The sequence below is a fragment of the Rhodococcus sp. 2H158 genome, from assembly GCF_053764755.1.
The window spans coordinates 75,140-97,365 of sequence record NZ_JBSNCE010000011.1; the positions used below are offsets into that span (position 1 = coordinate 75,140).

The following is a 22,226-nucleotide window of genomic DNA, read 5'->3' on the forward strand; positions in this document are numbered from 1 at the left end:
GAACCGGTTCCCCTTCTGCGGTCAGGTCAGGCCGGGCATGCCGTGGCCATTTCTCGACGTTCATCTCTCGATGCGGCCGCCGAATCTCCGACGCAAGGCCGGACAGCATTGCGCCGATCCCTGGGCACGGAGTCTTCTGCGCCGCAACTGGGTGGTCCGGGCCGTGAGATGGCGGAACCCGAGCGATCGCGCCGACACGAGGAGGGCTACGCGCGTCCCGGCTCCTTCCGCGGGCTCACAAGCACGTGGCGTAGTTGACGGTGTGGTCGTACCCGAACGGGGTGCTGCTCCTCACCGACGGCGGTCTGCACTCAACCCTCTTCCCCGGTTCGGACCGGGGAAGACGAAGTCCCGTCTCGAGTGTGCCCCTGGCGGTAGGGCTTCGTCCGCATTTCCGATGAAGATCTGCTCGAGATCCGAGCCGGGCGCCTCACGGAGCGCATCTTCACCGAAAACCGCGGCTGGGCCGAACGCGGCTGCCGGACTCGGCTGTCAGGACGGCGGCGGGACCGCGGTAGCCTCAGGTCGTAATCGAGCACCACCTCGATCTGCTCGACGGGAACATCCTCGAGCGGATGCACGGCATCGGCGACCATCTCCGGGACCTGGTCGAGCCGACGAGCCTGGGCTACGGCCTCATGGCCGCAGGGGGCACGGGGTCCGCCACCCGAGCGAGTTCGTCCGCGGCGGTCTCGACCGTCACCTCCGGCTCGCGGGCGTGGACGCGGTCGCGGACTGGACGCCCGTCCTGGTTCGCCGGCGCCGGCCCCCGAGCGGCCGGGTCCTGCCGAGATGGCTACATACCGTCTGAATGTCTTACCCCCTAATGTAATTCGATACTGTTGGACGTCACAGCATCAATTCGGTGAGACAATCCAGGAGTCGAAGGGAGGCGCATGATGGTCCAGGCACGAACCGTGATCGGTGAGAGCGTCGAGGAGTCGATCGGGGGTGGCGAGGACGTCGCGCCACCGAGGCTCGGGCAGGCCGTCGGCGCCCTGGCCGACGTGTTCGGTCACGGCCGGGCGGTGGCCCGGCACGGCGTGTCGTTCGGCAGGGAACTGGCGAAGATCGCCGTCGGCCGGTCGACGGTGGCCCCGGCGAAGGGGGACCGTCGGTTCGCCGACTCGGCATGGAGTGCGAACCCCGCCTACCGCCGGCTCGGGCAGACCTACCTGGCGGCAACCGAGGCCGTCGACGGAGTCGTCGACGAGGTCGGTCGCGCGATCGGCCCGCGGCGCACGGCCGAGGCCAGGTTCGCCGCCGACATCCTCACCGCGGCCCTGGCCCCGACGAACTACCTATGGACCAACCCCGCGGCGCTGAAGGAGGCGTTCGATACCGCCGGACTCAGCCTCGCGCGCGGCACCAAGCACTTCGCCTCCGATCTGATCGAGAACCGGGGCATGCCGTCGATGGTCCAGCGCGGCGCCTTCACCGTCGGGAAGGACCTCGCGGTGACCCCGGGTGCGGTGATCTCCCGCGACGAGGTCGCCGAGGTGCTGCAGTACACCCCGACCACGGAGACGGTCCGCCGCCGGCCGGTGCTCGTGGTGCCCCCGCCGATCGGCCGGTACTACTTCCTGGACCTGCGGCCGGGACGCAGCTTCGTCGAGTACAGCGTGGGCCGGGGCCTGCAGACCTTCCTGCTGTCGTGGCGCAATCCCACCGCCGAGCAGGGCGACTGGGACTTCGACACCTACGCGGGCCGGGTGATCCGGGCGATCGACGAGGTGCGGGAGATCACCGGCAGCGACGACGTGAACCTGATCGGTTTCTGCGCCGGCGGGATCATCGCCACCACGGTGCTCAATCACCTTGCCGCGCAGGGCGACACCCGAGTGCACAGCATGGCCTATGCGGTGACGATGCTGGACTTCGGTGATCCGGCACTGCTCGGCGCGTTCGCCCGGCCCGGCCTGATCCGGTTCGCCAAGGGCCGGTCCCGCCGCAAGGGCATCATCAGCGCCCGCGACATGGGGTCCGCGTTCACCTGGATGCGTCCGAACGACCTGGTATTCAACTACGTCGTCAACAACTACCTCATGGGACGCACCCCACCGGCCTTCGACATCCTCGCCTGGAACGACGACGGCACCAACCTGCCTGGCACCCTGCACGGTCAGTTCCTCGACATCTTCCGGGACAACGGGCTCGTCGAGCCCGGCCGGCTCACCGTGCTGGGCACGCCCATCGACCTGAAGTCGATTACCGTGCCCACCTTCGTCTCGGGCGCCATCGCCGACCACCTGACCGCCTGGCGCAACTGCTACCGCACCACCCAATTGCTCGGTGGAGACACCGAATTCGCGCTCAGCTTCTCCGGGCACATCGCCAGCCTGGTCAACCCGCCCGGCAACCCGAAGGCACACTACTGGACCGGGGGCACACCCGGTCCGGACCCGGATGCCTGGCTCGAGAACGCCGAGCGGCAGCAGGGCAGCTGGTGGCAGGCCTGGGCCGACTGGGTGCTCGCCCGTAGCGGGGAGGACACCGCCGCGCCGGCCGCACCCGGCAGTGCGCAGCACCCCGCGCTCGACGCCGCTCCCGGCCGGTACGTGCGCGACCTGCCCGCCGGCTGACCGCCCGTCCCCCGATGACCCGGAATCGGACCCGGACGTTGCGCTCGATGCCGCGACGCGCGATGCGCGGAACGATGCCTCGGGCACGCAACCAGCGGCGGTGGGTGTCGTAGTCGTAGCCCTTGCCGGCGCGGAGCCTGCCCGGTCTGCGCCGGCGGGGCCGCGCCGGGACTTGATCGCCGGTATCGCGGCGACCATCGGTTCCGGCAGCGTGCTGTCGTAGGTGTTCGCCGAGCAGACGTCGACGACCAGCGGAATGCCGTTGGCATCAAAACGATCGAGACCGGTCCTCTCGCCCGCGCCCGCGAGCTGGAAGCGATCGGCTTCGTGCAGATCAGTCTCGCAGCCTCGCGGCCGCGGCCCTCCCACGGCGCGATCCGCGGGAGGTTTCTCATACCGGCAAGGGAGTGATGTTGGCGAGGGTGTCGCCGAGTTTGTCGGTGGCGATGTCAAGTTCGTAGCGGTCCTGGAGGTTGAGCCAGAACTGTGCGCTGTTGCCGAATGCCTTCGCCAGTCGCAGCGCGGTGTCCGCGGTGATCGATCGCTTGCCGGTGGTGAACGTGCGATCCGGTCGGCATCCCTGCTTCGACCGGCTGATTGTCGATCGTGCCGGACCTGAGGCCGGTTTCCGGGTGGGATGTCGACACGGTGCGGGCCGATGGTTCGGGTGCGCTCGTCGCGCTGCGCGGGGGTGCGTACCTCGAGGTGATCGTGCTGACCCCGGCCTACGACGCATCGGGGAACCCGCCCTATCGACCCGGCAACCGGACCGAGCTGGTGAACGTGGCCGGCCACCAGACGCTCCGTCAGGTGCCGTTCCGGGTGTTCACGTTGGACGGGCCGGGCAGTGCATCACGTGTGGTTCTCGACGTGGCGCACCGCTGGTGACGGGCGATGTGCGCCTGCGGGCCCTGCCCCCGGGGAGCGGACAGGCGTGGCGCCGACCGCCGCGACACCGATGGGCGACACCGATGGGCGACACCGCCAGATGACTGCGGCGGCTCCTGGCCGCCGAGAATCGGCCACCGCCCATTGCCTCCGGCGGATTGAGGGAGCAGGGTGAAACACGGGGGAATGACCGGCGACGCCGCGTCGGCGCCGCCCTGAGGAGAAGGGTGCCGATCATGTTCGCACGCTCCACCACAATTCACGCGCATCCGTCGTACATCGACGCCGGGATCAAGCACGTACGCGACACCGTGATGCCCGCACTGGCGGACATCGAGGGCTGCCTCGGAATGTCCCTGCTGATCGATCGCGGCTCGGGTCGGTGCATCGCGACCAGTTCGTGGCGGGACGAGGAATCGCTACGCGCCAGCGAGGGACCGGTGCGGACGCTGCGTGACACCGCCGCCGAGGTCTTCCACGGCACCACGGAGGTCTCGCGGTGGGAGATCGCTGTCATGCATCGCGACCACCATTCCGAGCGCGGGGCCTGGTGCCGCGTCACATGGGTCAAGACCGAGCCCGCCCACATGGACCGCGGCGTCGACATGTGGAAGATGGCCGCACTGCCCCAGATGGAGGAACTCGACGGTTTCTGCAGCGCCAGCCTGATGCTCGACCGCGCCGCGGGCCGCGGGGTGTCGTCGCTGACGTTCGACAGCGCCGAGGCGATGGAACGCAGCAGAGAACGCGTCGACAGCATCCGGGCCGAAGTGGCTCGCGCGGCGGGCGCCGAGGTGCTCGATACCTGCGAGTTCGAGCTCGCCATCGCGCACCTGCACGTCCCCGAGATGGCGTGAACCGTTCAACTGTCGAGAAGGACGACCCCCGGCCGGTGGCGACGGCTGCCGCAGCGACCGGCCGTCATTCGAAAATCGAATAGGTGCTCGAGCAATGGGGAGCGGTCTACGCACCGAAACCGTGTCCGAAGACGTGAATGCCGTGTGGGAGGAAGTGAATTCAGGGACCGAAGACCGGTCACCATCACTGACACCCGGGGGGCGCGGCGGTGCGAGGCCGGATAGGAGACCGCCATGATCGAAGTCGAGGACAGCATTGTCATCGCGCGCCCGATCGGCGAAGTATTCACCTTTGTCGCGGACCAGACCAACGCTCCCCGATGGCAAGACGGATTGCTGGAAGTACGCCGGATCACCGACGGACCGCCGGGAGTAGGTACCAAGCATGTCGCTGTCCGTAGATTCATGGGACGCAAGCTCGAGCTGACCAACGAGTACGTCCACTACGAGCCGAACACGAAGATCACCTTCACCGGGGCTTCGGGACCGAGCAGTTTCGAGGTGGCGTATCTGACCGATACGACGGCCGACGGGACCCGAGTGACGTGCCGCATGCGGATGGAGCAGAAGGGCCTCTTCAAGCTCGGTGACCCGCTGGTTGCTGCCGGCCTCCGACGGGAGTTTGCCGTGAACCTGGAGAACCTCAAGGGCCTGCTCGAAACGAAGGCGGACGGCCACCTGCCAACGAAGGACCGTGTCATGCGTGTCGACCGTTCGACCATCGACCTGTCCGGCTACCCGGACCTGGTCGTCGTCTACCTCGGGATGCGCGTGAATCGTCCTCGCGGCTTGCTGCGATTGCTGGGGCTCGGACCGCAGATCAACCGATCGTGGAAGGACAAGCCCGACGGGCTGCTGCTGCACGAGGACTTCATCTGGTCCCTGCTTCCGCCCCACGCAGGGATGCGGCAATACTGGCGCGACCTGGACAGTCTGGAACGCTGGACCCGCTCCGACCCGCATCGGCTCTGGTGGCGCACATTCCTGCGCGACTCCGGCGGCACCGGATTCTGGCACGAGACCTACTTCATGCGCGGCGGCGTCGAGGCGATCTACGACGACATGGCCGAACCGACCGGTCTCGCGCGGGTTGCCCCACGCGTGCCGGCCCGCGGAGCGATGTTCTCCGCACGACGGCGCGCGGGCGACACGACGCCGGCAACGGTCGCGCCCGTGGTCTTGGAGAGCAACTACTACGCCGACGAACCAGAAACGCGCTGACCTTGCTCCCGGGTGTTCCGAGTGGGCGCGGCGACCAGTCCGGGGAAGTAGCCCCCGCCGGGCCCCGACTGCGGTTCCGCCCGGCCCCGGCGCTGCAGACAGGGATACCCGTCGCTCGCGGTGATCGTCACAGGGGGCCGGTCATCGGACGAGTCTGACTTCGACGAGAGCCGTGCCCGGGTAGTTCTTCTCCGCTCCGTCGGGCAGGAAGCCGTTGCGGCGGTAGAAGCTGTGCGCGCGGGGATTGTCCTTGGCGACCCAGAGTTGCGCACGATCCCCGGCCAGAACCGCGCCGAGAAGTGCTTGCCCCGCACCGCTCCCGTGGTGTTCGGGCAGAAGATAGAGGGTGTAGAGCTGAAGATCTCGGACGGGGTCCTCGTCGTCTATCGGTTTGCCGGCAGAAGCGAACCCGACAATTCCGCCGTGAGCCTCTGCAACGCACAGTCGCGGCGGCCGCCGCGGCCCGTTCAGCACGGAGCGCCACATGGCCGTCCGCTGTTCGAGCGCGTCGTCGTCGAAGAAGGAGCTCGGGAGAAGGTGCCCATACGTGGCGCGCCAGGTGACGATCAGCACCCGAGCGATCGCATCGGCGTCGGCCGGTCCGGGCGCCCGCACGTGGAACTTCGAAGCCTCCCGCACGGTTCGAGACTAGCAACGCGGGCAGATACCGCACGCAGGGCTCGTCGGAGGGCCGATACCGACCCTGACCGATTCGGCGAGCCCTGTCAGTCCTCGTACGGCGCGAGCACGTAGATCGGGATCTCCCGCTCGGTGCGCCGGGCGTACACCTCGTAGTTGGGCCACACCTCCACCAGCACCTCCCAGTGGATCGCCCGCTCGCTGCCCTCCGAGCGTCGCGGTACCACCACGGTCTCGCGGCCGCGGTAGGTGACCCGGGCCTCGTCGGCGGCGTCGAGATTGCGGGCCCAGCCGGGCAGCTCCGGCATCCCCCAGTTCGAACCGGCGACGAGCCAGGCGTCGTCGTGCGGAACGCCCAGCAGCGGCGTGCTCCGCTCGACCCCGCTCCTGCGGCCGCGGACCGTGAGGACGAGCTCCGGCAGGCCGGCCAGGGTGAGCAGGGTGAAGCGGCCGAACGTGACCCGCTGGATGGTGTGGTCGACGGTGACGATCTGCTTGCCGAACCGCGGCAGCCACGGCTGGCCCCCCAGTTTCACCGCCACCGGCCGGATCGGATTCACGCCAGCGACCAGGCCGCCAGGACCGTGCGCACTGCGGTGACCACCACCAGCGGCTGGTCGATGACCGGGTGGTGCCCCGCGACCGGCAGATCCGTCACCAGCGCGTGCGGACCGAACTGGGGCCGCATCCGGGCCAGCAGGTCGGGACCGACGATGCCGTTCTCCGAGCGGAAGTAAGCGATGCGGCACTTCGCCTCGAAGCTCTCGAGGCTGGTGCGCCGGTCCTTGGTCATCCGCAGGGCGTCGAACTTCCAGCTCCACCCCCCGGGCACCTGCCGCATGGACTGCCGCGCGATGTGCTCGAGCACGTACGGCTCGGCGGTCTCCTGGGGCGGGACCAGCCGGAACCGCGCCATCGCCTCCTCCGCCGTCGGATACACCTTCGTGCCGCTGCGCTCCCGCGCGGCCTGCGCCCGCATCTCGATCTCCTCGGGCGTCAGGTCCCGGATCGGCGAGTCGAGGATCACCACCCCGTCCAGCCGGTTGCCGTACAGATGGGAGGCCGCGAAAGACACGATCCCGCCCATGCTGTGGCCGACCAGCACCGGGGACCCGGCGATCCCGCCGGCCTGCGCCACCGCGAGCACCTCCGCGGCCCACAGTTCGAGGGAGTAGCCGTCGCGGTGGCCGCTGTCCCCGTGCCCGCTCATGTCCAGCGCGACGACGCGCCGGCCCTCGGCGAGCTGGGGTGCGACGTGATCCCACCAGCGCGAGTGCGCCATCCCGCCGTGCACCAGCACGATGCCGGGACGGCCCTCCTCACCCCACGCGCGGTAGGCGATCGAGACGCCGTCGACCTCGACGTTGCCGGTCTCCACCGGCGCGGCAAGTGCCTCGACGAACCATTTCGGCGCCGATTCGTTGTCGATGCTCATTACCCGAACCTACTTCGCTCTCACCTTCCGGTCACCAGCTGGGCCACCAGAGCGAGACGCGGCTCCTCCTGCTCGGGCTGCGGGTGGACCACCGCGGCGACGGCCTCCCCGTCCAGCAGGTGCACGATCGTGAACAGCAGCGTGTCGAAGTCCGCCGGTTCGAACCGGGAGGCGATCGGCAGGGTGCGGCCGAACTCGGCGATCTGGGCGTGGTACCGCTGCGCCATCGGAGCGAGACGCTCGCGCAGCGCGGGATCGGTGCGCGCCGCGCCGAGCAGTTCGTACCAGGCGGCGTTGATCGGGGCGCGGCACGCGGCCCGCAGCAGCCGCAGGCACTCGCGGACCGACTCGGGGCTGTCGCCGGGCCCACCGAGTTGTTCGAGCCCGAGCCGGAAGTTCGCGAACTGCCGCTCGCGGACGGCGTCGGCGGCGGCGACCATCAGATCGAGCCGGGCCGGGAAGTGCCGGAACACCCCACCGGAGGACACCCCGGAGCGGCGGCACACCTCCCCGATGGTGGTGGCGGTGTAGCCGAGTTCGCCGAGGGCCTCGACGGTCGCGTCGAGGATCCGCTCGATCGTGGCCGTGCGGCGCTGCTGCTGGGTGCGCCGCCCCGCGACCGGATGTCGTTCTCGCTCCGGCGCTTCCGTCATCGGGTGCCGCTCCGCGCCGGCACGGGTCCACGCGCGTCGACGCCCGCACGCAGGAAACGCCCGGTGCCGACGGTGGCGCCGTAGCCGGGCACGAACTCGCCCGCGCGGAACACCACGCGCCCGGCCACCGCGGTCGCGGTGACGGCGGCGTCGTTGCGGTTGACCATGCGGCTCAGTCCGCCGAACTCGGGCATGGGCGCCTCGTGGTAGGCGTCGGTGTCCTCGTTCAGACCGGCCGGGTCGACCACCACGAGGTCGGCGCGGTCGCCGATGCGCAGGTGCCCGGCGTCGATGCCGTAGAAGTCGCCGAGTTCTCCGGTGAGCTTGTGGATCGCCGATTCCAGCGGCATGACGGGCTTTCCGCGCCCGGCGTACTCGTGGATGCGGCGCAGCATGCAGATGCCGTAGTTGTAGAACGCCATGTTGCGTAGGTGCGCGCCGGCGTCGGAGAAGCCGACGGTCACGCCGGGCTGCCGGAGGAGCCGGTTGGCCACCTCGGGCCGATCGTTCGCGATCACCGTGTGCCAGCGGAACTTCCGTCCGTGTTCGACGACGAGGTCCAGGAAGGTGTCCACCGGGTGCACACCGCGTTCGCGCGCCACGTCGCCGATGGAGCGGCCGACGAGCGACGCGTCGGGGCACTCCACGATGGTGGTGTCGTCGAAGTCGCGGTGCCACACGCGCGGCGAGAACTTCTTGTCGAAGTCCTGCCGGAACCAGCGGCGGTACGCCTCGTCGCGCAGCAGCTCGTTGCGGGCGACCTCCTCCTTCAGGTGCAGGGCGGCCCGCCCCGAGCCGAACTCCTCGAACACCACGAGGTCGATCCCGTCGGAGTACACCTCGAACGTGGTGGGCAGGTGCTGCCAACGGAAGGCGCCACGGCCGATCCGGTTGGCGGCGAAGGCGATCGGAGCGAAGATGCGGTGCACCCAGCGTTCGGCCTTGGTGTCGGCGGCGGCGAGCACGGCGGCCTTCATCGGCTTGCGGCCCAGCCCGGTGGTGGCGAGGGCGAAGAACGCCACGTCGTACTTGGTGTTGAGGTTCGGCACGGCCTGCAGGACGCGGTCGCGGCGGCGCAGGATGCGGTGTATCCGGCGGAACTCGGACCACGAGGCGTGGGTCGAGGGCAGGGTGCGGGAGCGGTAGCGGTCGCCGTCGAGCTTGTCCCAGGGATTCGTCATGGTGGACACGCCGAGAAATCCGGCGTCGAGGGCGTCCTCGATCCCGGCCTCGATCGCGGCGAGTTCGGCACGGCTCGGAGCGCTGGCGGGATCGGTGGAGCGGCCGAGCCCCAGGACGGCGGCCCGGACGTCGGAATGCCCGATGAACGCCGCGACGTTCGGGCCGAGCGGCAGGGCGTCGAGGGCATCGACGTACTCCCGGGGCGACGACCAGGTCCTGCCCTGCTCGAGCGCGGTGAGCACGTGTTCGCGGGGCAGCGCCTCGACCCGGCTGAACAGGTCCGCGGCGTCGAGCGGCGGCACGAACACCGTCGAGAGCGAACAATTGCCCATGAGGACGGTGGTGACGCCGTGCCGCACCGATTCGGGCAGGCCGGGCGAGACGAGCACCTCGGCGTCGTAGTGGGTGTGGGGGTCCACGAAGCCGGGCATCACCCACCGGCCTTCCGCCTCGATCACCTCGGTGTCCGGCCCGACCGGCAGCGGTTCGGCGCTCGCCGTCGCCACCACGCCGTCCCGGATACCGAGGTCGCGGACGACGCCGGGTACGCCGGTGCCGTCGAACCACAGACCTCCGCGGACAACCAGGTCGAACTCGGCGGGCGCCGGTGTCGTGTCCATGTGACCTCCCTCACGTCGATACACCGAGCATAGCGAGAAAGAGGACGACCGCTCTCTATTTTCGGATAACTCGCGGGCAGGCGCCGGACCGGTCGGGGCCACGAATAGAGTGCGGCCATGCCCGCGTTCCCGGCCGTTCCCGCCACCCCTGCTCTGCTCGTCGACCGTGACGTCCTCGACCGCAACATCGCGCGGATGGCCGACGCGGCGCGCGTTCGCGGCGTGGCCCTGCGCCCGCATGCCAAGACGCACAAGTGCGTCGAGATCGCCCGTCGCCAGATCGCCGCCGGCGCCGTCGGGCTGACCGTCGCGACGGTCTCCGAGGCCGAGGTCTTCGCCGATGCCGGTTTCCGCGACCTGTTCATCGCGTATCCCCTGTGGACGGACGCCGCGCGCGGGGCCCGGCTGCGTGCGCTCGCCGCGGAGGTCCGCCTGACCGTCGGGGTGGACTCGCCCGAGGGCGCGCGGGCACTCGCCGAGCACGCCCGACCGGGCCTGCACGTGCTCGTCGAGGTCGACAGCGGTCACCACCGCACCGGGGTCGCCCCGGAGCGGGCCGGGTCGGTCGCCGTCGCGGCCGCCTCGGTCGGGCTCGAGGTGCGCGGCGTGTTCACGTTCCCGGGGCACTCCTACGGCCCGGGGCAACCGGCCGTCGCGGCGGCGGACGAGGCGACGGCACTGAGCCGGGCGGTGGCGGCGGTGGCGGCCACCGGACACGACGCGAGCGTGGTCAGCGGCGGCTCGACGCCCACCGCGCACCTCGACGTGCCGACTGCCACCGAGCTGCGGCCGGGCGTGTACGTCTTCGGCGACGCGCAGCAGCTCGAGCTGGGCACGGCGGGTGCGGACGCGATCGCGCTGACGGCGCTGTCGACGGTGGTGTCGGCGCGTGACGACACGGTGGTGCTCGACGCCGGCAGCAAGGTGCTCGGCGCCGACCGCGCCGCCTGGGCGACGGGCTACGGCCGCATCCTGGGCGCACCGGACGCGCGGATCGTCGCGCTGTCCGAGCACCACGCCACCGTGCAGTGGCCGGACGCCGCCGATCGCCCCGCACTCGGCACGCGGGTCCGGGTGATCCCCAATCACGTGTGCACCACGGTCAATCTCGCCGACGACCTGATCGTCGTCGCCGGGGACACGGTCGTCGACCGGTGGCCCGTCGCCGCCCGCGGCTGCAACACGTAGGCGGCTCCGCCGCCGGTGTGTCCTTTGGGCGGCTAGGACAGCCCGAAGGACACACCGCGCAGGGCCGCCCCGATCGCGTCGGCCGCGTCCGCCGCCCGGGATTCCGGCAACCGCGCGTACCCGCACACGAGTCCGCGCGGACCGCCGGGGGCCGCGCTGTACGTGCTGAGCGGCGCGCTCTCCACCCCGAGCCGTCGTGCTGCGGCGGTGATCGCCACGTCGTCGACGTCCTCCGGAAACCGCAGCACCACATGCAAACCCGCTTCGATACCGGTCACCGACACGCCGAACCGCTCGAGATCGCGTAGCGCACCGACGAACGCGGACCGCCGGGCGCGGTACGTGCGGGACGCGCGCGCCAGATGCTGCGACAGCGCCCCCGACTCGATCAGCCGGGCCAGCGCGGACGCGGTGACCGAACACGCCACCTCCCCGCTCTCGGTCACGGCTCCCGCGATCCGCGAACGCAGCGGGACCGGCGGTATCAGCCACGCGAGCCGCAGATCCGGCGACAGGATCTTCGAGGCGGTCCCCACGTAGGCGACGCACTCGCGCCCACCGTCGATGCTGCGCAGCGCCGGGAGTGCGGACACGTCGTACCGGAACTCGCCGTCGTAGTCGTCCTCGACGACGACCGTCCCGGTCTCGGCGGCACGGGCGACGAGCCGTGCCCGACGGGACACCGGCATACGCGCCCCCATCGGATACTGATGAGCGGGTGTGCAGTACACCGCGGCGTCGGTATCCCGCAGCAGGTCGGGATCCAGACCGTCCTCCCCCACCGGGATCGGCCGCGGCCGGGCGCCCTCGCCGACGAGCGCCCGTCGCGCACGGCCGTACCCCGGGTCCTCGAACGCGACGTCGCGGTCCCGCAGCGTCGCGGCGATCGCGAGCACCCGGATCGCGGCGGCGACGCCCGGCAGCACGACGATCTCGTCCGGGCCGCAGGCGAGGCCCCGCGTCCGCCGGAGGTGACCGGCCAGCGCCCGGCGCAGCTCCGGATGCGCATCCGGATCGGCGACACCGAGGGTGCGTGGTGCCGCGGCGGCCGCACGCCAGGCCCGGCGCCACTCCGCGTCCGAGACCAACGCCGGGTCCGGTATACCCGGACGCAGGTCCAGCACGGGCGTGCGACGAGCCCGGTCCGGCTCCGACGGCGGCACGGCGGGCACGACCGGGTGTGATGCGGCGTGCGCCCGGGCCGCCACGTCCGCGCCGGCCGCGACGCGCGTACCCGAGCCCGCCCGGGCCACAGCGAATCCCGAGGCGCACAGCTCGTCGTACGCCTCGACCACGCAGCCGCGGGACACCCCGAGCTCCGCGGCCAGCGTGCGGGTCGACGGCAGGAGATCGCCGACCCGGATGTGACCGCACCGGATCCGGTCGACGACGGCCTCGGCGAGACGCTGCCGCAGGGGGGCGCCGGTGTCGGGCAGCTCGAAGGTCAGATGGACGACGGGCGCGACGCGGGGCACGGCACGACAATACTGGTCCTGGATTCGGCGGGTTTTGTGGATCTGTTCATCGGTCCGCATATCGGCGAGGCTCGCCTGCATGGACAACATCAGGCGCTATCCCGAACGGGCCCGGACCCAGCGGGCCGACCTCGACGCAGTACTGGACGCGGCGGTCACGTGCACGTTCACCACCGTCGTCGACGGCCTGCCGTGGGCCGTACCGATGCTCTACGCGCGCGACGGCGACCGGATCCTCCTGCACGGCTCCACCGGAGCGGGCGCGCTGCGCCTGGCGACGTCCGGGGCGCCGGTGGCCGTGTGCGTGTCGATCCTCGACGGCGTCGTCGTGGCACAGGACCTGTTCCACTCCTCCGCGAACTTCCGATCCGCCGTGGTCCGAGGCGAAGTCACCGTCCTGTCCACAGCGGAGTCCGCCGGCGCACTGGACGTCCTGTCGGACGGCCTGATACCGGGGCGCAGCGCCGAAACCCGGGCACACACCAGGAAGGAACTGGCGGCCACGGCCACCCTGGCGCTGCCCATCCAGCCGGGGCAGTGGACGGTCAAGATCCGCGACGCACCCCCGTCCGCGCCCGACGTGAGCGACGGCTCCTGGGCGGGCGTGGTCCCGTTGCGGACGGTCGCGGGCCGGCCGGTCGCCGCGCCGTGGGTCGCGGACGACGTGCCTGTACCCGCGTCCGTCCGCAGGCTGGTGGACCGCTACGCCACGAGCACGACGATGGTTTCCGCGACCAGCGCCGGCTTCTCGGCGCCCTCGGCCTCGACGGTGTAGGTGACGGTGAGGTTCGCGCCCTTGGCGGTGCGCTCGAGGGACGCGAACTTCGCGGTCGCCCGCACCGTCGAACCCACCGGGACGGGCGACGGGAAGCGAACCTTGTTGGCGCCGTAGTTGATCTTCATCTTCAGGCCCTCGATGGCGAAGATCTGCGATCCGAGGACGGGCAGCAGCGAGAGGGTGAGGTAGCCGTGGGCGATGGTCCGGCCGAAGGGCCCGGACTTCGCCCGCTCGGGGTCGACGTGGATCCACTGATGGTCGCCCGTGGCATCGGCGAACTGATTCACCCGTTCCTGGGTGATCTCGAGCCAGTCGCTGTGGCCGAGGTCCTCGCCGACGGCCGCCTCGATCTCGTCGATTCCGTTGAAGGTCCGCATGTTCCATTTCTCCTGTGTCAGGGCCGCAGTGGCCGATGTCCGGCGCGGCGGAGGGTGACGCGATACGTGTAGTGCTCGGGCAGAAAGTAGCTGACAGACAGCTCGGTCGGTTCGCCCGCATCGTTCGAGTACAGCCGGTCCACCCGCAGCAGCGGATGTCCGGATCCGCAGTTCAGCTCGCGCGCAACCTCTTCCGTGGCCCGCGCGACGGTGATCGTCTGGGCCGCCTCGACGATGGGGTGCTCGAGGTACGGCTCGAGCAGGCCCATCACCGTGTTCCGGCTCGACGCCCCGGCCGCGAGCTCCGGGGCGTCGAGCACGTGCGCAGCCACGTGATCGGGCAGGTACACAGTGGTCAGCGCGAACGGGATCCCGTCGTGCACGCGACGCAGCACCACCGCGTGCACCAGATCGGTGTCCAGGCGCAGCCGGCTCGCCGCCTCGATGTGCACGCCGCGGCGCAGCGGCGCGACGATCTCCATCGTGGTGTCCGCGGCGAGGTCGAGCAGGTCCTCGATGGAGCCGAGCTGGCGCCGGTAGCGCCGCCCGTCCTCGTTGGCGAACGTGCCGCGGCCGGGCACCCGGTAGACGACGCCGTCGGCGACGAGGTCCTGGAACGCGCGCCGCACCGTCTGCCGGCTCAGCCCGTAACGCTGCGCGAGTTCGGCCTCGGTGGGCAGACGGACGCCGCCGCGGTACTCACCGGCGTCGACGGCCTCGCGCAGCCGTCGCGACAGCTGCGCGTACGCCGGTTCCGTGTCGCGTTCGCCCATGACGACCATGAATCCTAGTGACGGCCGGTCACAGACCGCCGCGGGCCACCAGTTGGGACGCGATGACGCCCTTCTGGATCTCGTTGGTGCCCTCGCCGACGATCATCAGCGGGGCGTCGCGGAAGTAACGTTCGACGTCGTACTCGGTGGAGTAGCCGTAGCCGCCGTGGATGCGCACCGCGTTCAGCGCGATCTCCATCGCGACCTCCGAGCAGTACAGCTTGGCCATGCCGGCCTCCATGTCGCACCGCTCACCACTGTCGAACTTCTCCGCCGCGTAGCGGGTCAGCTGCCGCGCGGCGGTGAGCTTGGTGGCCATCTCCGCCAGGTAGTTGCCGATCGACTGGTGCTTCCAGATCGGCTGGCCGAAGCTCTCGCGCTGCTGCGCGTAGGCCAGCGAGTCCTCGAGCGCGGCCGCGGCGACGCCGAGGGCGCGGCACGCGACCTGGATGCGGCCGGTCTCGAGGCCCTTCATCATCTGCGAGAAGCCCTTGCCGGGCTCGCCGCCGAGGATCGCCGTCGCCGGGGCGCGGTAGCCGTCGAAGCTCAGCTCGCAGCTCTCGACGCCCTTGTAGCCGAGCTTGGGCAGATCCCGCGAGACGGTCAGGCCGGGCCCGTGCTCGACCAGGACGATGGAGATGCCCCGGTGCCGCGGGGTGGCGGCCGGGTCGGTCTTGCACAGCAGCGCGATCAGCCCGGCGCGGCGGGCGTTGGTGATCCAGGTCTTCGCACCATTGATGACCAGGTCGTCGCCGTCCCGGCGGGCGGTGGTGGTCATCGCCTGCAGGTCCGAGCCGCCGCCGGGCTCGGTCAGCGCCATCGTCGCCCGGATCTCACCGGTGGCCAGGCGGGGCAGGTACGTGCGCTTCTGCTCCTCGGTGCCGAACAGCGAGAGCAGCTTGGCGACGACGGTGTGTCCGCCCATCGCGCCGGCCAGGGACATCCAGCCGCGGGCGAGTTCCTCGGTGACCTGCGCGTAGCACGGCATCGACACCGGCATCCCGCCGTACTCCTCCGGCACCGCCAGCCCGTAGATCCCGATCTGCTTCATCTGCTCGATCCACTTCTCGGGGTACTCGTTCGCGTGCTCGACCTCCTGCACCGACGGCTTGACCTCCCGGTCGATGAACTCGCGCACCGTCTTGACCAGGAAGGTCTCTTCGTCGCTCAGGTAGCTCACGGAAAAATCCTCGAATCCACACGGGACCTGCGATCCCACCCGTCATTTGTACGGCCATTTTCGGTCTCACGCTCTCGCGATGTCAATACCCCTGATCGCGAGATACCCCCTGAACGGCCTATGTGTCGCCCCAGTCCTCACTTATGAGTGGGCCGTCGGGTAGCGCCGGACCGCACAATGGCCGTACATTTATCCCGTTCCCGACCGCCCCACAGCAGAGGTTGATCCGTGAATCTTGCGCAGCCCCGCCGCCGGCGAGCCGTGCTCGTCGCCCCCGGCTCCGACGACCGCAAGGCCGGCAAGGCCCTGGCCTCCTCGGCCGACGAGGTGGTCCTCGACCTCGAGGACGCCGTCGCCACCGCCCTCAAGGACACCGCCCGCGACCTCGTCGCCGATCTGGTGTCCACGCACGGCACCAGGCGCACGATCGCGGTCCGCGTCAACGGTCCCGCCACACCGTGGTTCGCCGACGACCTGCGCGCCTGCGCCGCCCTCGGACCGGCCCTGTCGTCGATCGTGGTGCCCAAGGTGGAGGGCCCGGCCGACCTCGCCGAGACCGACCGGATCCTCACCGAGGCGGGCGATGCCGACCTCGTGGTGCAGGCACTGATCGAGACCCCGGCCGGGGTGACCCGCCTCGACGAGATCGTCACCGGCCCCCGGCTGGCCGCGGTGATCCTCGGCTACGCCGACCTCGGCGCCGCGCTCGGCCGCGCCCGCACCGCCGCCCCCGAGCACTGGCTGTACGTGCAGGACCGCCTCCTGCACGCCGCCCGCGCCGCGGGCGTGCAGGCGATCGACGGACCGTTCCTCGGCATCACCGACGACGAGGACTTCCGTCACGCCGCCCGCTGGACCGCCGACCTCGGCTTCGACGGCAAGTGGGTCATCCACCCGGCCCAGATCGACTCGGCCGCAGCGGCCTTCACCCCCGACGACGCGCAGGCCGAGCAGGCCCGGCGGGTACTGGCCGCCCTGGCCGAGGCCGAGGCCCGCGGCGCCGGAGCCGCCCAACTCGACGGACAGATGCTCGACGAGGCGGTCGCCGTCGCCGCCCGCCGTACCCTCGCCCTGATCGGAGACAAGTGAGATGACCACCGCACGCACCGCCACCGAGGTCGGCGGACCCTACTTCGACGAGCTCACCGTCGGTCAGGTCTTCGACACCGCTCCGGCCGTCACGATCACCGACGGCCTCGCCGCCGCCCACCAGGCGATCCTCGGCGACCGGCTGCGCCTGCCCCTCGATGCGCACCTGTCGGCGGCCGTCGCCGGTGGGCCCGTCGCGCACGCCGGGCTCGTCACCGACCTGGCAATCGGCCAGTCCACCCTGGTCACCCACCACGTCAAGGCCAACCTGTTCTACCGCGGCCTGCGCTTCCACCGCTTCCCCCATATCGGCGACACGCTCTACACCACCACCGAAGTGGTGGGCCTGAAGGAGAATTCGGCCAAGCCCGGCCGTAAGCCCACCGGGCTGGCGGCGCTGCGCATGAGCACCGTCGACCAGAACGGGCACACCGTCCTCGACTTCTACCGGTGCGCGATGCTGCCGCTGAGCGAGAATCCCGATCCCGCTCGCGCCGTGCCCGCCGACGACCTGTCCGCGATCGGCCCGCAGGACGCCCCGCGGTGGTCCGCCCCTGCCGACTGGGATCTCGCCGCCTACCGGACACGCGTTCCGGGACCGCATTTCGATCCGTCGCTGGCCGGTGCGGTGCTGCGGTCGAGCGGCGACGTCGTGACCAGCGCGCCCGAGCTGGCGCGCCTGACCCTCAACATCGCCGCCACCCACCACGACGAACGCGTCGGCGCCGCAGGACGACTGGTGTACGGGGGCCACACCATCGGCCTGGCCCTGGCCCAGGCCACCCGCGCGCTGCCGAACCTCGTCACCGTCCTCGGCTGGCACTCGTGCGACCACACCGGCCCGGTCCACGAGGGCGACACCCTCACCAGCGACCTGCACATCGACTCCGCCCAGCCCCTCGACGGCGGCGGGGGCGTCCTCGAACTGCGCTCGATCGTCCACGCCCACCGCGGCACCGACGCGCCGGCACCCGTGCTGGACTGGCGCTTCACCGCCCTCATGGCCTGACCCCGGAACCGACATGACACTCCCCGCCTTCGCCCCGAGCCCCACCGATGTCCCGGACCCACACGACGGGCACCACTGGCGTCTGCACGCCCGCTGCCGGTTCGTCGGACCGGACACCTTCTACGCACCCGAGGACGAGACCTGGGGCGAGCGGCAACGCCGGGAACGAGCGGCCCGGGACATCTGCGCGGCCTGCCCGGTCCGCCTCCCGTGCCGCGACCATGCCGTGAAGAACAAGGAACAACACGGGATCTGGGGCGGACTGACCGAAAGGGAACGCCGCGGACTGCGGCATGTCCGCTGGCTGCCCGCCGGTGCCGGGGCTACGTCGGCGGCCGGCTGACCTCACTCGCATGCGCTCGGGCCCGAGCGAATGTATCGCTCACTCGATCTGATCGAGTGGGCGATACATTCGCTCACTCCCCTTCGCTCACTCCCCTTCGCTCACTCCCCCTTCGCTCACTCCCCTTCGCTCACTCCCCGGGGACGGCGATCTCGTCGATCAGCCCCCACTCGAGCGCCAGCGGCGCCTCGAGCGCGACGCCGGTGACGAACAGGTGCAGCGCGCGCCAGCGGCCGATGCGGCCGGGCACGCTCACGGTGCCGCCCGCACCGGGGATCAGGCCCATCGTCACCTCCGGCAGCCGGAAGAGCGTGTCGGGGGCGGCGACGATCCGGTGTGCGAACGCAGGGACCTCGATGCCGGCGCCGACGCAGTGCCCGTGCAGGCGCACCTCGATCCGGTCCGCGAGCCGGGAGATCAGCCGTCCCGCGCCGCCGCGGGTGCGGATCAGGTGCGCGGTCGCGGTGTCCGGGGTGTGGCCGAACTCGTCGAGGTCACCGCCGGCGCAGAACGACGGCCCGGCACCGTCGAGCACCACCCGCGCGACGGTGTCGTCGAGCAGCGGCAGGCGCAGCGCCTCGACCAGGGCGTCGCGCAGCGCGGTGCCGTAGGCGTTGCGGCGTTCGGGCCGGTTGAGGGTGAGGCGCAGGGTGTCGCCGTCGCGGTCGATCAGCACCGGATCCGCGGCGGGCGGCGGCGGCAGGGGCCGCCCGAGCCGGCGACGCTCGTCGAGCCAGCCACCGAACTCGGCGCCGCCCTGCAGGGTGGAGTAGGCGAGCGATTCGACGTCGATCGCCTCGGGCACCGGCAGCGTCTCGGTGATCCGCACCACCTGCCCGGCGACGAGGGCCGACTGCGGGTACCGCCCCACCGCCAGGACGAACTCCTCGAGCGCCGCGTCGACGTCCGCGGTGCCGACCACAGCCCGGTCCGCCGGATCGGGCCCCGCGACGTACGTGAGGTCCAGCGCCGCGGTCAGCGGCGCCAGGGCGGCCGGGACGGCGCCCGTGCAGCGCCCGACGAGCAGCCGGTCGAGTGCCGGCACCCGGGCGGCCGCGGCCTCGACGATCGTCTCGTCGGCGTCGTCGAGGTCGACGATCAGCACGGGTTCGGGCAGGGCGGCGCCGTCGCCGAGAAGCGGTGTGTCGGCGGCGCCCCCCGCGAGTTCCGCCACCGTGAGGGTTCGTACGTCGATGCCCATGTCCGCCGTCCTGAAGTCGTTTCGCGGACTGTAGCATCGGCAGCGTGTCGACCTCCGCGCGCCCGGATGTGGTGCGGGACTGGGCCGAGAGCGGAATCGCTTCTCTCACCGGCCGTCCCGACGGACCACCCCTGATTCCCCCCGGTCGCGCGGCGACCGTCGCGCGGGAACACACCGCGTGGATCGCCGACGTCACCGGCGGAGCGGTGCAGCTCGACGGGGCGCGCGTGCTCGCCGAGCGCGCCGCCTTCACCGGGCATCGCCGCGGCGGCGCGACGTCGGCCGGCGGTTCGTGCCGGCTGCTCCCGACGGCCGACGGCTGGGCCGCCGTCTCCTGCGCCCGGCCCGACGACCCCCTGCTGCTCGGCGCCCTCGTCGGCGCGGATGTCGGGGACGACCCCTGGCCCGCGGTCGAGGCCTGGCTGCGCGAGCACACCGGCGCCGACCTGGCCGAGCGCGCCGACCTGCTCGGCGTCGCGGCCGGACCCGTCAGCCCTGCGCACGCTCCCACCCCCCTGCGACCGCCGGCGCCGCGCCCCGTCGACGGGTTGCTCGTCGTCGACTTCAGTGCGCTGTGGGCGGGGCCGCTGTGCGCGCACCTGCTGGGCATGGCGGGGGCGCGGGTGATCAAGGTGGAGACACCGTCCCGGCCGGACGGCGCCCGCCGCGGCAATCCCGACTTCTATCGCCTGCTGCACGGCGGCCACGAGGCCGTGACGCTCGATCCCGCCCTCCCCCACGAGCGCGCAGCCCTGACCGCGCTCGTCGCGGCCGCCGACATCGTGATCGAGGCGTCCCGTCCGCGCGCGCTGGCCGGATTCGGGCTCGACGCGGACGAGTTCGTCGCCCACGGCGCAACCTGGATCTCGATCACCGCGCACGGGCGCGCCTCGAACCGGATCGGTTTCGGCGACGACATCGCCGCGGCCGCCGGACTCGTCGCCCGCGACGACGCCGGGCCGGTCTTCGTCGGCGACGCTCTTGCCGATCCGCTCACAGGACTGACTGCGGCGGCGCTGGCGATGTCCACACCCGGCGACGGCGACGGGGTGTTGTGGGACATCTCGATGTCGGCGACGGTGGCCGCCACCCTGGACGGAGCCGAAACCGCTGCGGCGCAGGCATACCGGCGGGGCGAGAAGTGGTACGTCGACACCGCGACGGGCACCGCGCAGATCGAGACTCCGCAACCGCGCGCACCGCGCGGCGACGTCGCCGAACCGGGTCGCGACACCGCCGCGGTGCTCGCCGAACTGGGGTCGGCGCGGTGACCGGCCTGCTGCTGCGCGGCGTCGCGCTGCCGGCCGGCCGGTGCGACGTCGCGGTCCGCGACGGCCGGATCACGGCGATCGGGGTCGGCCTCGAGGCCGCCGGCGGCGAGGTGATCGACGGCCGCGGTGGGGCGCTGCTGCCGGGACTGCACGATCATCACCTGCACCTGCACGCGATCGCCGCGGACGCCACCTCGGTCCGGTGCGGGCCCCCACACGTGCGCACACCCGGCGACCTGGCCCGGGCGCTGGACGCCGCGCCCGGCGACGGCTGGGTCCGCGGAGTCAGCTACGTCGAGACGGTCGCGGGCCTGCTCGACGCCGCGGCGCTGGACCGGCTGCATGCGCGACGGCCGGTGCGGGTGCAGCACCGCAGCGGCGCGATGTGGGTGCTCAACTCGGCGGGGGCGACCCTGGCCGGGCTGGACTCGGCCGACCATCCCGGGGTGGAGCGCGACGACGCCGGTCGCCCCACCGGACGCGTGTGGCGGGCGGACGCGTGGCTGCGCGAGCGGCTGCCCGCCACCGGGCCACCACCGCTCGATGCCGTGGGCGCAGACCTGGCCCGCCTCGGGATCACCGGGATCACCGACGCCACGCCCGACCTGACCCCGGACTCACTGAAGGCGCTGGTCCATGCCCACACCACCGGGGTTTTGCCACAACGGCTGCACCTGCTCGGGGTACCCGTCGGAGACGGATCCGAGGACCGACCGGGGACCGTGACGACCGGCCCGTACAAGATCGTTCTCGCCGATTCGGGACTGCCCGACTTCGAGACCCTGTCCGCCGCCGTCCGTCGCGCCCACGCCCGCGGCCGGCCGGTGGCGGTGCACTGCGTCAGCCGCGAGGCGCTCCTCCTGCTTCTGGCGGTGTTCGACGAGGCCGGCACCCTCCCCGGAGACCGCATCGAGCACGGGGCGCTGGTCCCGGCCGAGTCGATCGGCGAACTGCGACGGCGCAGGGTGTGCGTGGTGACCCAGCCCGGCTTTCTCGCGCACCGCGGCGACGACTACTTGGAGCGGGTCGATACCCGGGATCTGCCGGACCTGTACCGCTGCCGGTCATTGCTCGACGGCGGCGTGCCCGTCGCCCTGTCCAGCGACGCCCCGTACGGGCCGCTCGACCCGTGGGCGGTGATCGCGGCCGCGACGAACCGTCGCGCCCCCACCGGCGACGTCGTCGGTCCACAGGAGCGGATCACGGCCACCGCCGCCCTCGACCGCTACCTGTCCCCCCTCGACGGTCCGGGTGACGGGCCGCGCACGGTGCGGGTGGGCGCGCCGGCGGATCTGGTGCTGCTCGACCGTCCGCTCACCGATGCGCTTGCAGAGCCGACTGCGGATGCACTGCGCTGCACAGTGATCCGGGGCGAGGTCCGGTATCGCCGCTGAGCCCAGGCCCGGTCGGACGAGGTCGTGCCCGAACTGCTGCACCCGTTCCCGGGTATCGCCAGATCACGCCT

At 71.5% G+C, this 22,226-nt stretch carries 21 protein-coding genes and 2 pseudogenes; 11 read left to right on the plus strand and 12 right to left on the minus strand.

All coding sequences use genetic code 11. The features are described 5' to 3' along the window. Window positions 1-899: 899 nt before the first annotated feature. Window positions 900-2,582, plus strand: a complete 1,683-nt coding sequence (locus tag ACWPOB_RS12715) for a PHA/PHB synthase family protein (RefSeq protein WP_455401109.1) — start codon at window positions 900-902, stop codon at window positions 2,580-2,582. Between the two features lie 30 nt (window positions 2,583-2,612). On the opposite strand, the pseudogene ACWPOB_RS12720 reads toward ACWPOB_RS12715, so the two are convergent. Both ACWPOB_RS12720 and ACWPOB_RS12725 read right to left on the minus strand, forming a co-directional pair. Continuing rightward, window positions 2,613-2,852: pseudogene (locus tag ACWPOB_RS12720) on the minus strand (IS5/IS1182 family transposase); the annotation flags it as partial. Window positions 2,853-2,973: 121 nt separating this feature from the next. Further along, window positions 2,974-3,132: pseudogene (locus tag ACWPOB_RS12725) on the minus strand (HigA family addiction module antitoxin); the annotation flags it as partial. Between the two features lie 98 nt (window positions 3,133-3,230). Here ACWPOB_RS12725 and ACWPOB_RS12730 point away from each other — a divergent pair. The 3 genes from ACWPOB_RS12730 to ACWPOB_RS12740 all read left to right on the plus strand — a co-directional run bounded on the left by ACWPOB_RS12730 (window position 3,231) and on the right by ACWPOB_RS12740 (window position 5,548). Next, the gene (locus tag ACWPOB_RS12730) at window positions 3,231-3,470 is read left to right on the plus strand and encodes an AMIN-like domain-containing (lipo)protein (protein WP_455401019.1); all 240 of its coding nucleotides are present in this window, start codon (window positions 3,231-3,233) and stop codon (window positions 3,468-3,470) included. A 227-nt stretch (window positions 3,471-3,697) separates the two neighbouring features. After that, window positions 3,698-4,327: an antibiotic biosynthesis monooxygenase gene (locus ACWPOB_RS12735; RefSeq protein WP_100055706.1), complete on the plus strand. Its 630-nt coding sequence runs from the start codon at window positions 3,698-3,700 to the stop codon at window positions 4,325-4,327. A 234-nt stretch (window positions 4,328-4,561) separates the two neighbouring features. Beyond that, the gene (locus ACWPOB_RS12740; protein ID WP_455401020.1) at window positions 4,562-5,548 is read left to right on the plus strand and encodes a monooxygenase family protein; all 987 of its coding nucleotides are present in this window, start codon (window positions 4,562-4,564) and stop codon (window positions 5,546-5,548) included. 141 nt (window positions 5,549-5,689) lie between these two features. Here the strand turns inward: ACWPOB_RS12740 and ACWPOB_RS12745 are convergent, their stop codons facing one another. The 5 genes from ACWPOB_RS12745 to ACWPOB_RS12765 all read right to left on the minus strand — a co-directional run bounded on the left by ACWPOB_RS12745 (window position 5,690) and on the right by ACWPOB_RS12765 (window position 10,077). Further along, on the minus strand, window positions 5,690-6,121 hold the full coding sequence (locus tag ACWPOB_RS12745) for an N-acetyltransferase family protein (protein ID WP_455401021.1): 432 nt from the start codon (window positions 6,119-6,121) through the stop codon (window positions 5,690-5,692). 152 nt (window positions 6,122-6,273) lie between these two features. Beyond that, entirely contained in the window at window positions 6,274-6,729 is a 456-nt protein-coding gene (locus ACWPOB_RS12750) for a nitroreductase/quinone reductase family protein (protein ID WP_455401022.1), read from the minus strand. Window positions 6,730-6,743: 14 nt separating this feature from the next. Next, window positions 6,744-7,622 (minus strand): alpha/beta fold hydrolase, encoded by an 879-nt coding sequence (locus tag ACWPOB_RS12755; protein ID WP_455401023.1) that lies wholly within the window; start codon window positions 7,620-7,622, stop codon window positions 6,744-6,746. Between the two features lie 20 nt (window positions 7,623-7,642). Then, complete coding sequence (locus ACWPOB_RS12760; RefSeq protein WP_455401024.1) at window positions 7,643-8,275, minus strand: TetR/AcrR family transcriptional regulator; 633 nt, start codon at window positions 8,273-8,275, stop codon at window positions 7,643-7,645. Continuing rightward, window positions 8,272-10,077 carry an N-acyl-D-amino-acid deacylase family protein gene (locus ACWPOB_RS12765; protein WP_455401025.1) on the minus strand — a complete coding sequence of 602 codons (1,806 nt, stop codon included), beginning with the start codon at window positions 10,075-10,077 and terminating at the stop codon, window positions 8,272-8,274. The genes ACWPOB_RS12760 and ACWPOB_RS12765 overlap by 4 nt, the downstream gene beginning before the upstream one ends. A gap of 117 nt (window positions 10,078-10,194) precedes the next feature. Between ACWPOB_RS12765 and ACWPOB_RS12770 the strand changes: the two genes are divergently transcribed. Continuing rightward, complete coding sequence (locus ACWPOB_RS12770) at window positions 10,195-11,265, plus strand: alanine racemase (protein ID WP_455401026.1); 1,071 nt, start codon at window positions 10,195-10,197, stop codon at window positions 11,263-11,265. 32 nt (window positions 11,266-11,297) lie between these two features. On the opposite strand, the gene pdxR is transcribed toward ACWPOB_RS12770, so the two are convergent. Then, entirely contained in the window at window positions 11,298-12,740 is a 1,443-nt protein-coding gene (pdxR, locus tag ACWPOB_RS12775; protein WP_455401027.1) for a MocR-like pyridoxine biosynthesis transcription factor PdxR, read from the minus strand. A 79-nt stretch (window positions 12,741-12,819) separates the two neighbouring features. On the opposite strand from pdxR, the gene ACWPOB_RS12780 reads away from it, so the two are divergent. Next, the gene (locus tag ACWPOB_RS12780; protein ID WP_100057804.1) at window positions 12,820-13,515 is read left to right on the plus strand and encodes a pyridoxamine 5'-phosphate oxidase family protein; all 696 of its coding nucleotides are present in this window, start codon (window positions 12,820-12,822) and stop codon (window positions 13,513-13,515) included. Here ACWPOB_RS12780 and ACWPOB_RS12785 read toward each other — a convergent pair. The 3 genes from ACWPOB_RS12785 to ACWPOB_RS12795 are packed head-to-tail and all read right to left on the minus strand — an operon-like array spanning window position 13,443 to window position 15,848. After that, window positions 13,443-13,895, minus strand: coding sequence for a MaoC family dehydratase (locus tag ACWPOB_RS12785; protein ID WP_072636306.1), 453 nt, complete (start codon window positions 13,893-13,895; stop codon window positions 13,443-13,445). The genes ACWPOB_RS12780 and ACWPOB_RS12785 overlap by 73 nt on opposite strands. Before the next feature lie 17 nt (window positions 13,896-13,912). Further along, complete coding sequence (locus ACWPOB_RS12790; protein ID WP_100057803.1) at window positions 13,913-14,677, minus strand: GntR family transcriptional regulator; 765 nt, start codon at window positions 14,675-14,677, stop codon at window positions 13,913-13,915. A gap of 19 nt (window positions 14,678-14,696) precedes the next feature. Then, window positions 14,697-15,848 carry an acyl-CoA dehydrogenase family protein gene (locus ACWPOB_RS12795; protein ID WP_455401028.1) on the minus strand — a complete coding sequence of 384 codons (1,152 nt, stop codon included), beginning with the start codon at window positions 15,846-15,848 and terminating at the stop codon, window positions 14,697-14,699. Between the two features lie 261 nt (window positions 15,849-16,109). Here ACWPOB_RS12795 and ACWPOB_RS12800 point away from each other — a divergent pair, with 261 nt between their 5' ends. The 3 genes from ACWPOB_RS12800 to ACWPOB_RS12810 are packed head-to-tail and all read left to right on the plus strand — an operon-like array spanning window position 16,110 to window position 18,289. After that, window positions 16,110-16,937 (plus strand): HpcH/HpaI aldolase/citrate lyase family protein, encoded by an 828-nt coding sequence (locus ACWPOB_RS12800; RefSeq protein WP_100057801.1) that lies wholly within the window; start codon window positions 16,110-16,112, stop codon window positions 16,935-16,937. A 1-nt stretch (window position 16,938) separates the two neighbouring features. After that, on the plus strand, window positions 16,939-17,946 hold the full coding sequence (locus ACWPOB_RS12805; RefSeq protein WP_100057800.1) for a MaoC family dehydratase: 1,008 nt from the start codon (window positions 16,939-16,941) through the stop codon (window positions 17,944-17,946). 13 nt (window positions 17,947-17,959) lie between these two features. Beyond that, window positions 17,960-18,289 carry a WhiB family transcriptional regulator gene (locus ACWPOB_RS12810; protein WP_455401029.1) on the plus strand — a complete coding sequence of 110 codons (330 nt, stop codon included), beginning with the start codon at window positions 17,960-17,962 and terminating at the stop codon, window positions 18,287-18,289. A gap of 130 nt (window positions 18,290-18,419) precedes the next feature. Here ACWPOB_RS12810 and ACWPOB_RS12815 read toward each other — a convergent pair whose 3' ends face one another. Beyond that, window positions 18,420-19,490, minus strand: coding sequence for an enoyl-CoA hydratase/isomerase family protein (locus ACWPOB_RS12815; protein WP_455401030.1), 1,071 nt, complete (start codon window positions 19,488-19,490; stop codon window positions 18,420-18,422). Between the two features lie 44 nt (window positions 19,491-19,534). Here ACWPOB_RS12815 and ACWPOB_RS12820 point away from each other — a divergent pair, with 44 nt between their 5' ends. Both ACWPOB_RS12820 and ACWPOB_RS12825 read left to right on the plus strand, forming a co-directional pair. Beyond that, complete coding sequence (locus tag ACWPOB_RS12820; protein WP_455401031.1) at window positions 19,535-20,761, plus strand: CoA transferase; 1,227 nt, start codon at window positions 19,535-19,537, stop codon at window positions 20,759-20,761. After that, the gene (locus ACWPOB_RS12825; RefSeq protein WP_455401032.1) at window positions 20,758-22,155 is read left to right on the plus strand and encodes an amidohydrolase family protein; all 1,398 of its coding nucleotides are present in this window, start codon (window positions 20,758-20,760) and stop codon (window positions 22,153-22,155) included. The genes ACWPOB_RS12820 and ACWPOB_RS12825 overlap by 4 nt, the downstream gene beginning before the upstream one ends. Window positions 22,156-22,226 lie beyond the last annotated feature (71 nt).

Bases quoted from the DNA above. Each gene is read 5' to 3' on its own strand.
- ACWPOB_RS12765 (WP_455401025.1), bottom strand. From the start codon at position 10,077: ATGGACACGACACCGGCGCCCGCCGAGTTCGACCTGGTTGTCCGCGGA.
- ACWPOB_RS12770 (WP_455401026.1), top strand. From the start codon at position 10,195: ATGCCCGCGTTCCCGGCCGTTCCCGCCACCCCTGCTCTGCTCGTCGAC.
- ACWPOB_RS12785 (WP_072636306.1), bottom strand. From the start codon at position 13,895: ATGCGGACCTTCAACGGAATCGACGAGATCGAGGCGGCCGTCGGCGAG.
- ACWPOB_RS12740 (WP_455401020.1), top strand. From the start codon at position 4,562: ATGATCGAAGTCGAGGACAGCATTGTCATCGCGCGCCCGATCGGCGAA.
- ACWPOB_RS12815 (WP_455401030.1), bottom strand. From the start codon at position 19,490: ATGGGCATCGACGTACGAACCCTCACGGTGGCGGAACTCGCGGGGGGC.
- ACWPOB_RS12810 (WP_455401029.1), top strand. From the start codon at position 17,960: ATGACACTCCCCGCCTTCGCCCCGAGCCCCACCGATGTCCCGGACCCA.
- ACWPOB_RS12805 (WP_100057800.1), top strand. From the start codon at position 16,939: ATGACCACCGCACGCACCGCCACCGAGGTCGGCGGACCCTACTTCGAC.
- ACWPOB_RS12755 (WP_455401023.1), bottom strand. From the start codon at position 7,622: ATGAGCATCGACAACGAATCGGCGCCGAAATGGTTCGTCGAGGCACTT.
- ACWPOB_RS12760 (WP_455401024.1), bottom strand. From the start codon at position 8,275: ATGACGGAAGCGCCGGAGCGAGAACGACATCCGGTCGCGGGGCGGCGC.
- ACWPOB_RS12790 (WP_100057803.1), bottom strand. From the start codon at position 14,677: ATGGTCGTCATGGGCGAACGCGACACGGAACCGGCGTACGCGCAGCTG.
- ACWPOB_RS12715 (WP_455401109.1), top strand. From the start codon at position 900: ATGGTCCAGGCACGAACCGTGATCGGTGAGAGCGTCGAGGAGTCGATC.
- ACWPOB_RS12780 (WP_100057804.1), top strand. From the start codon at position 12,820: ATGGACAACATCAGGCGCTATCCCGAACGGGCCCGGACCCAGCGGGCC.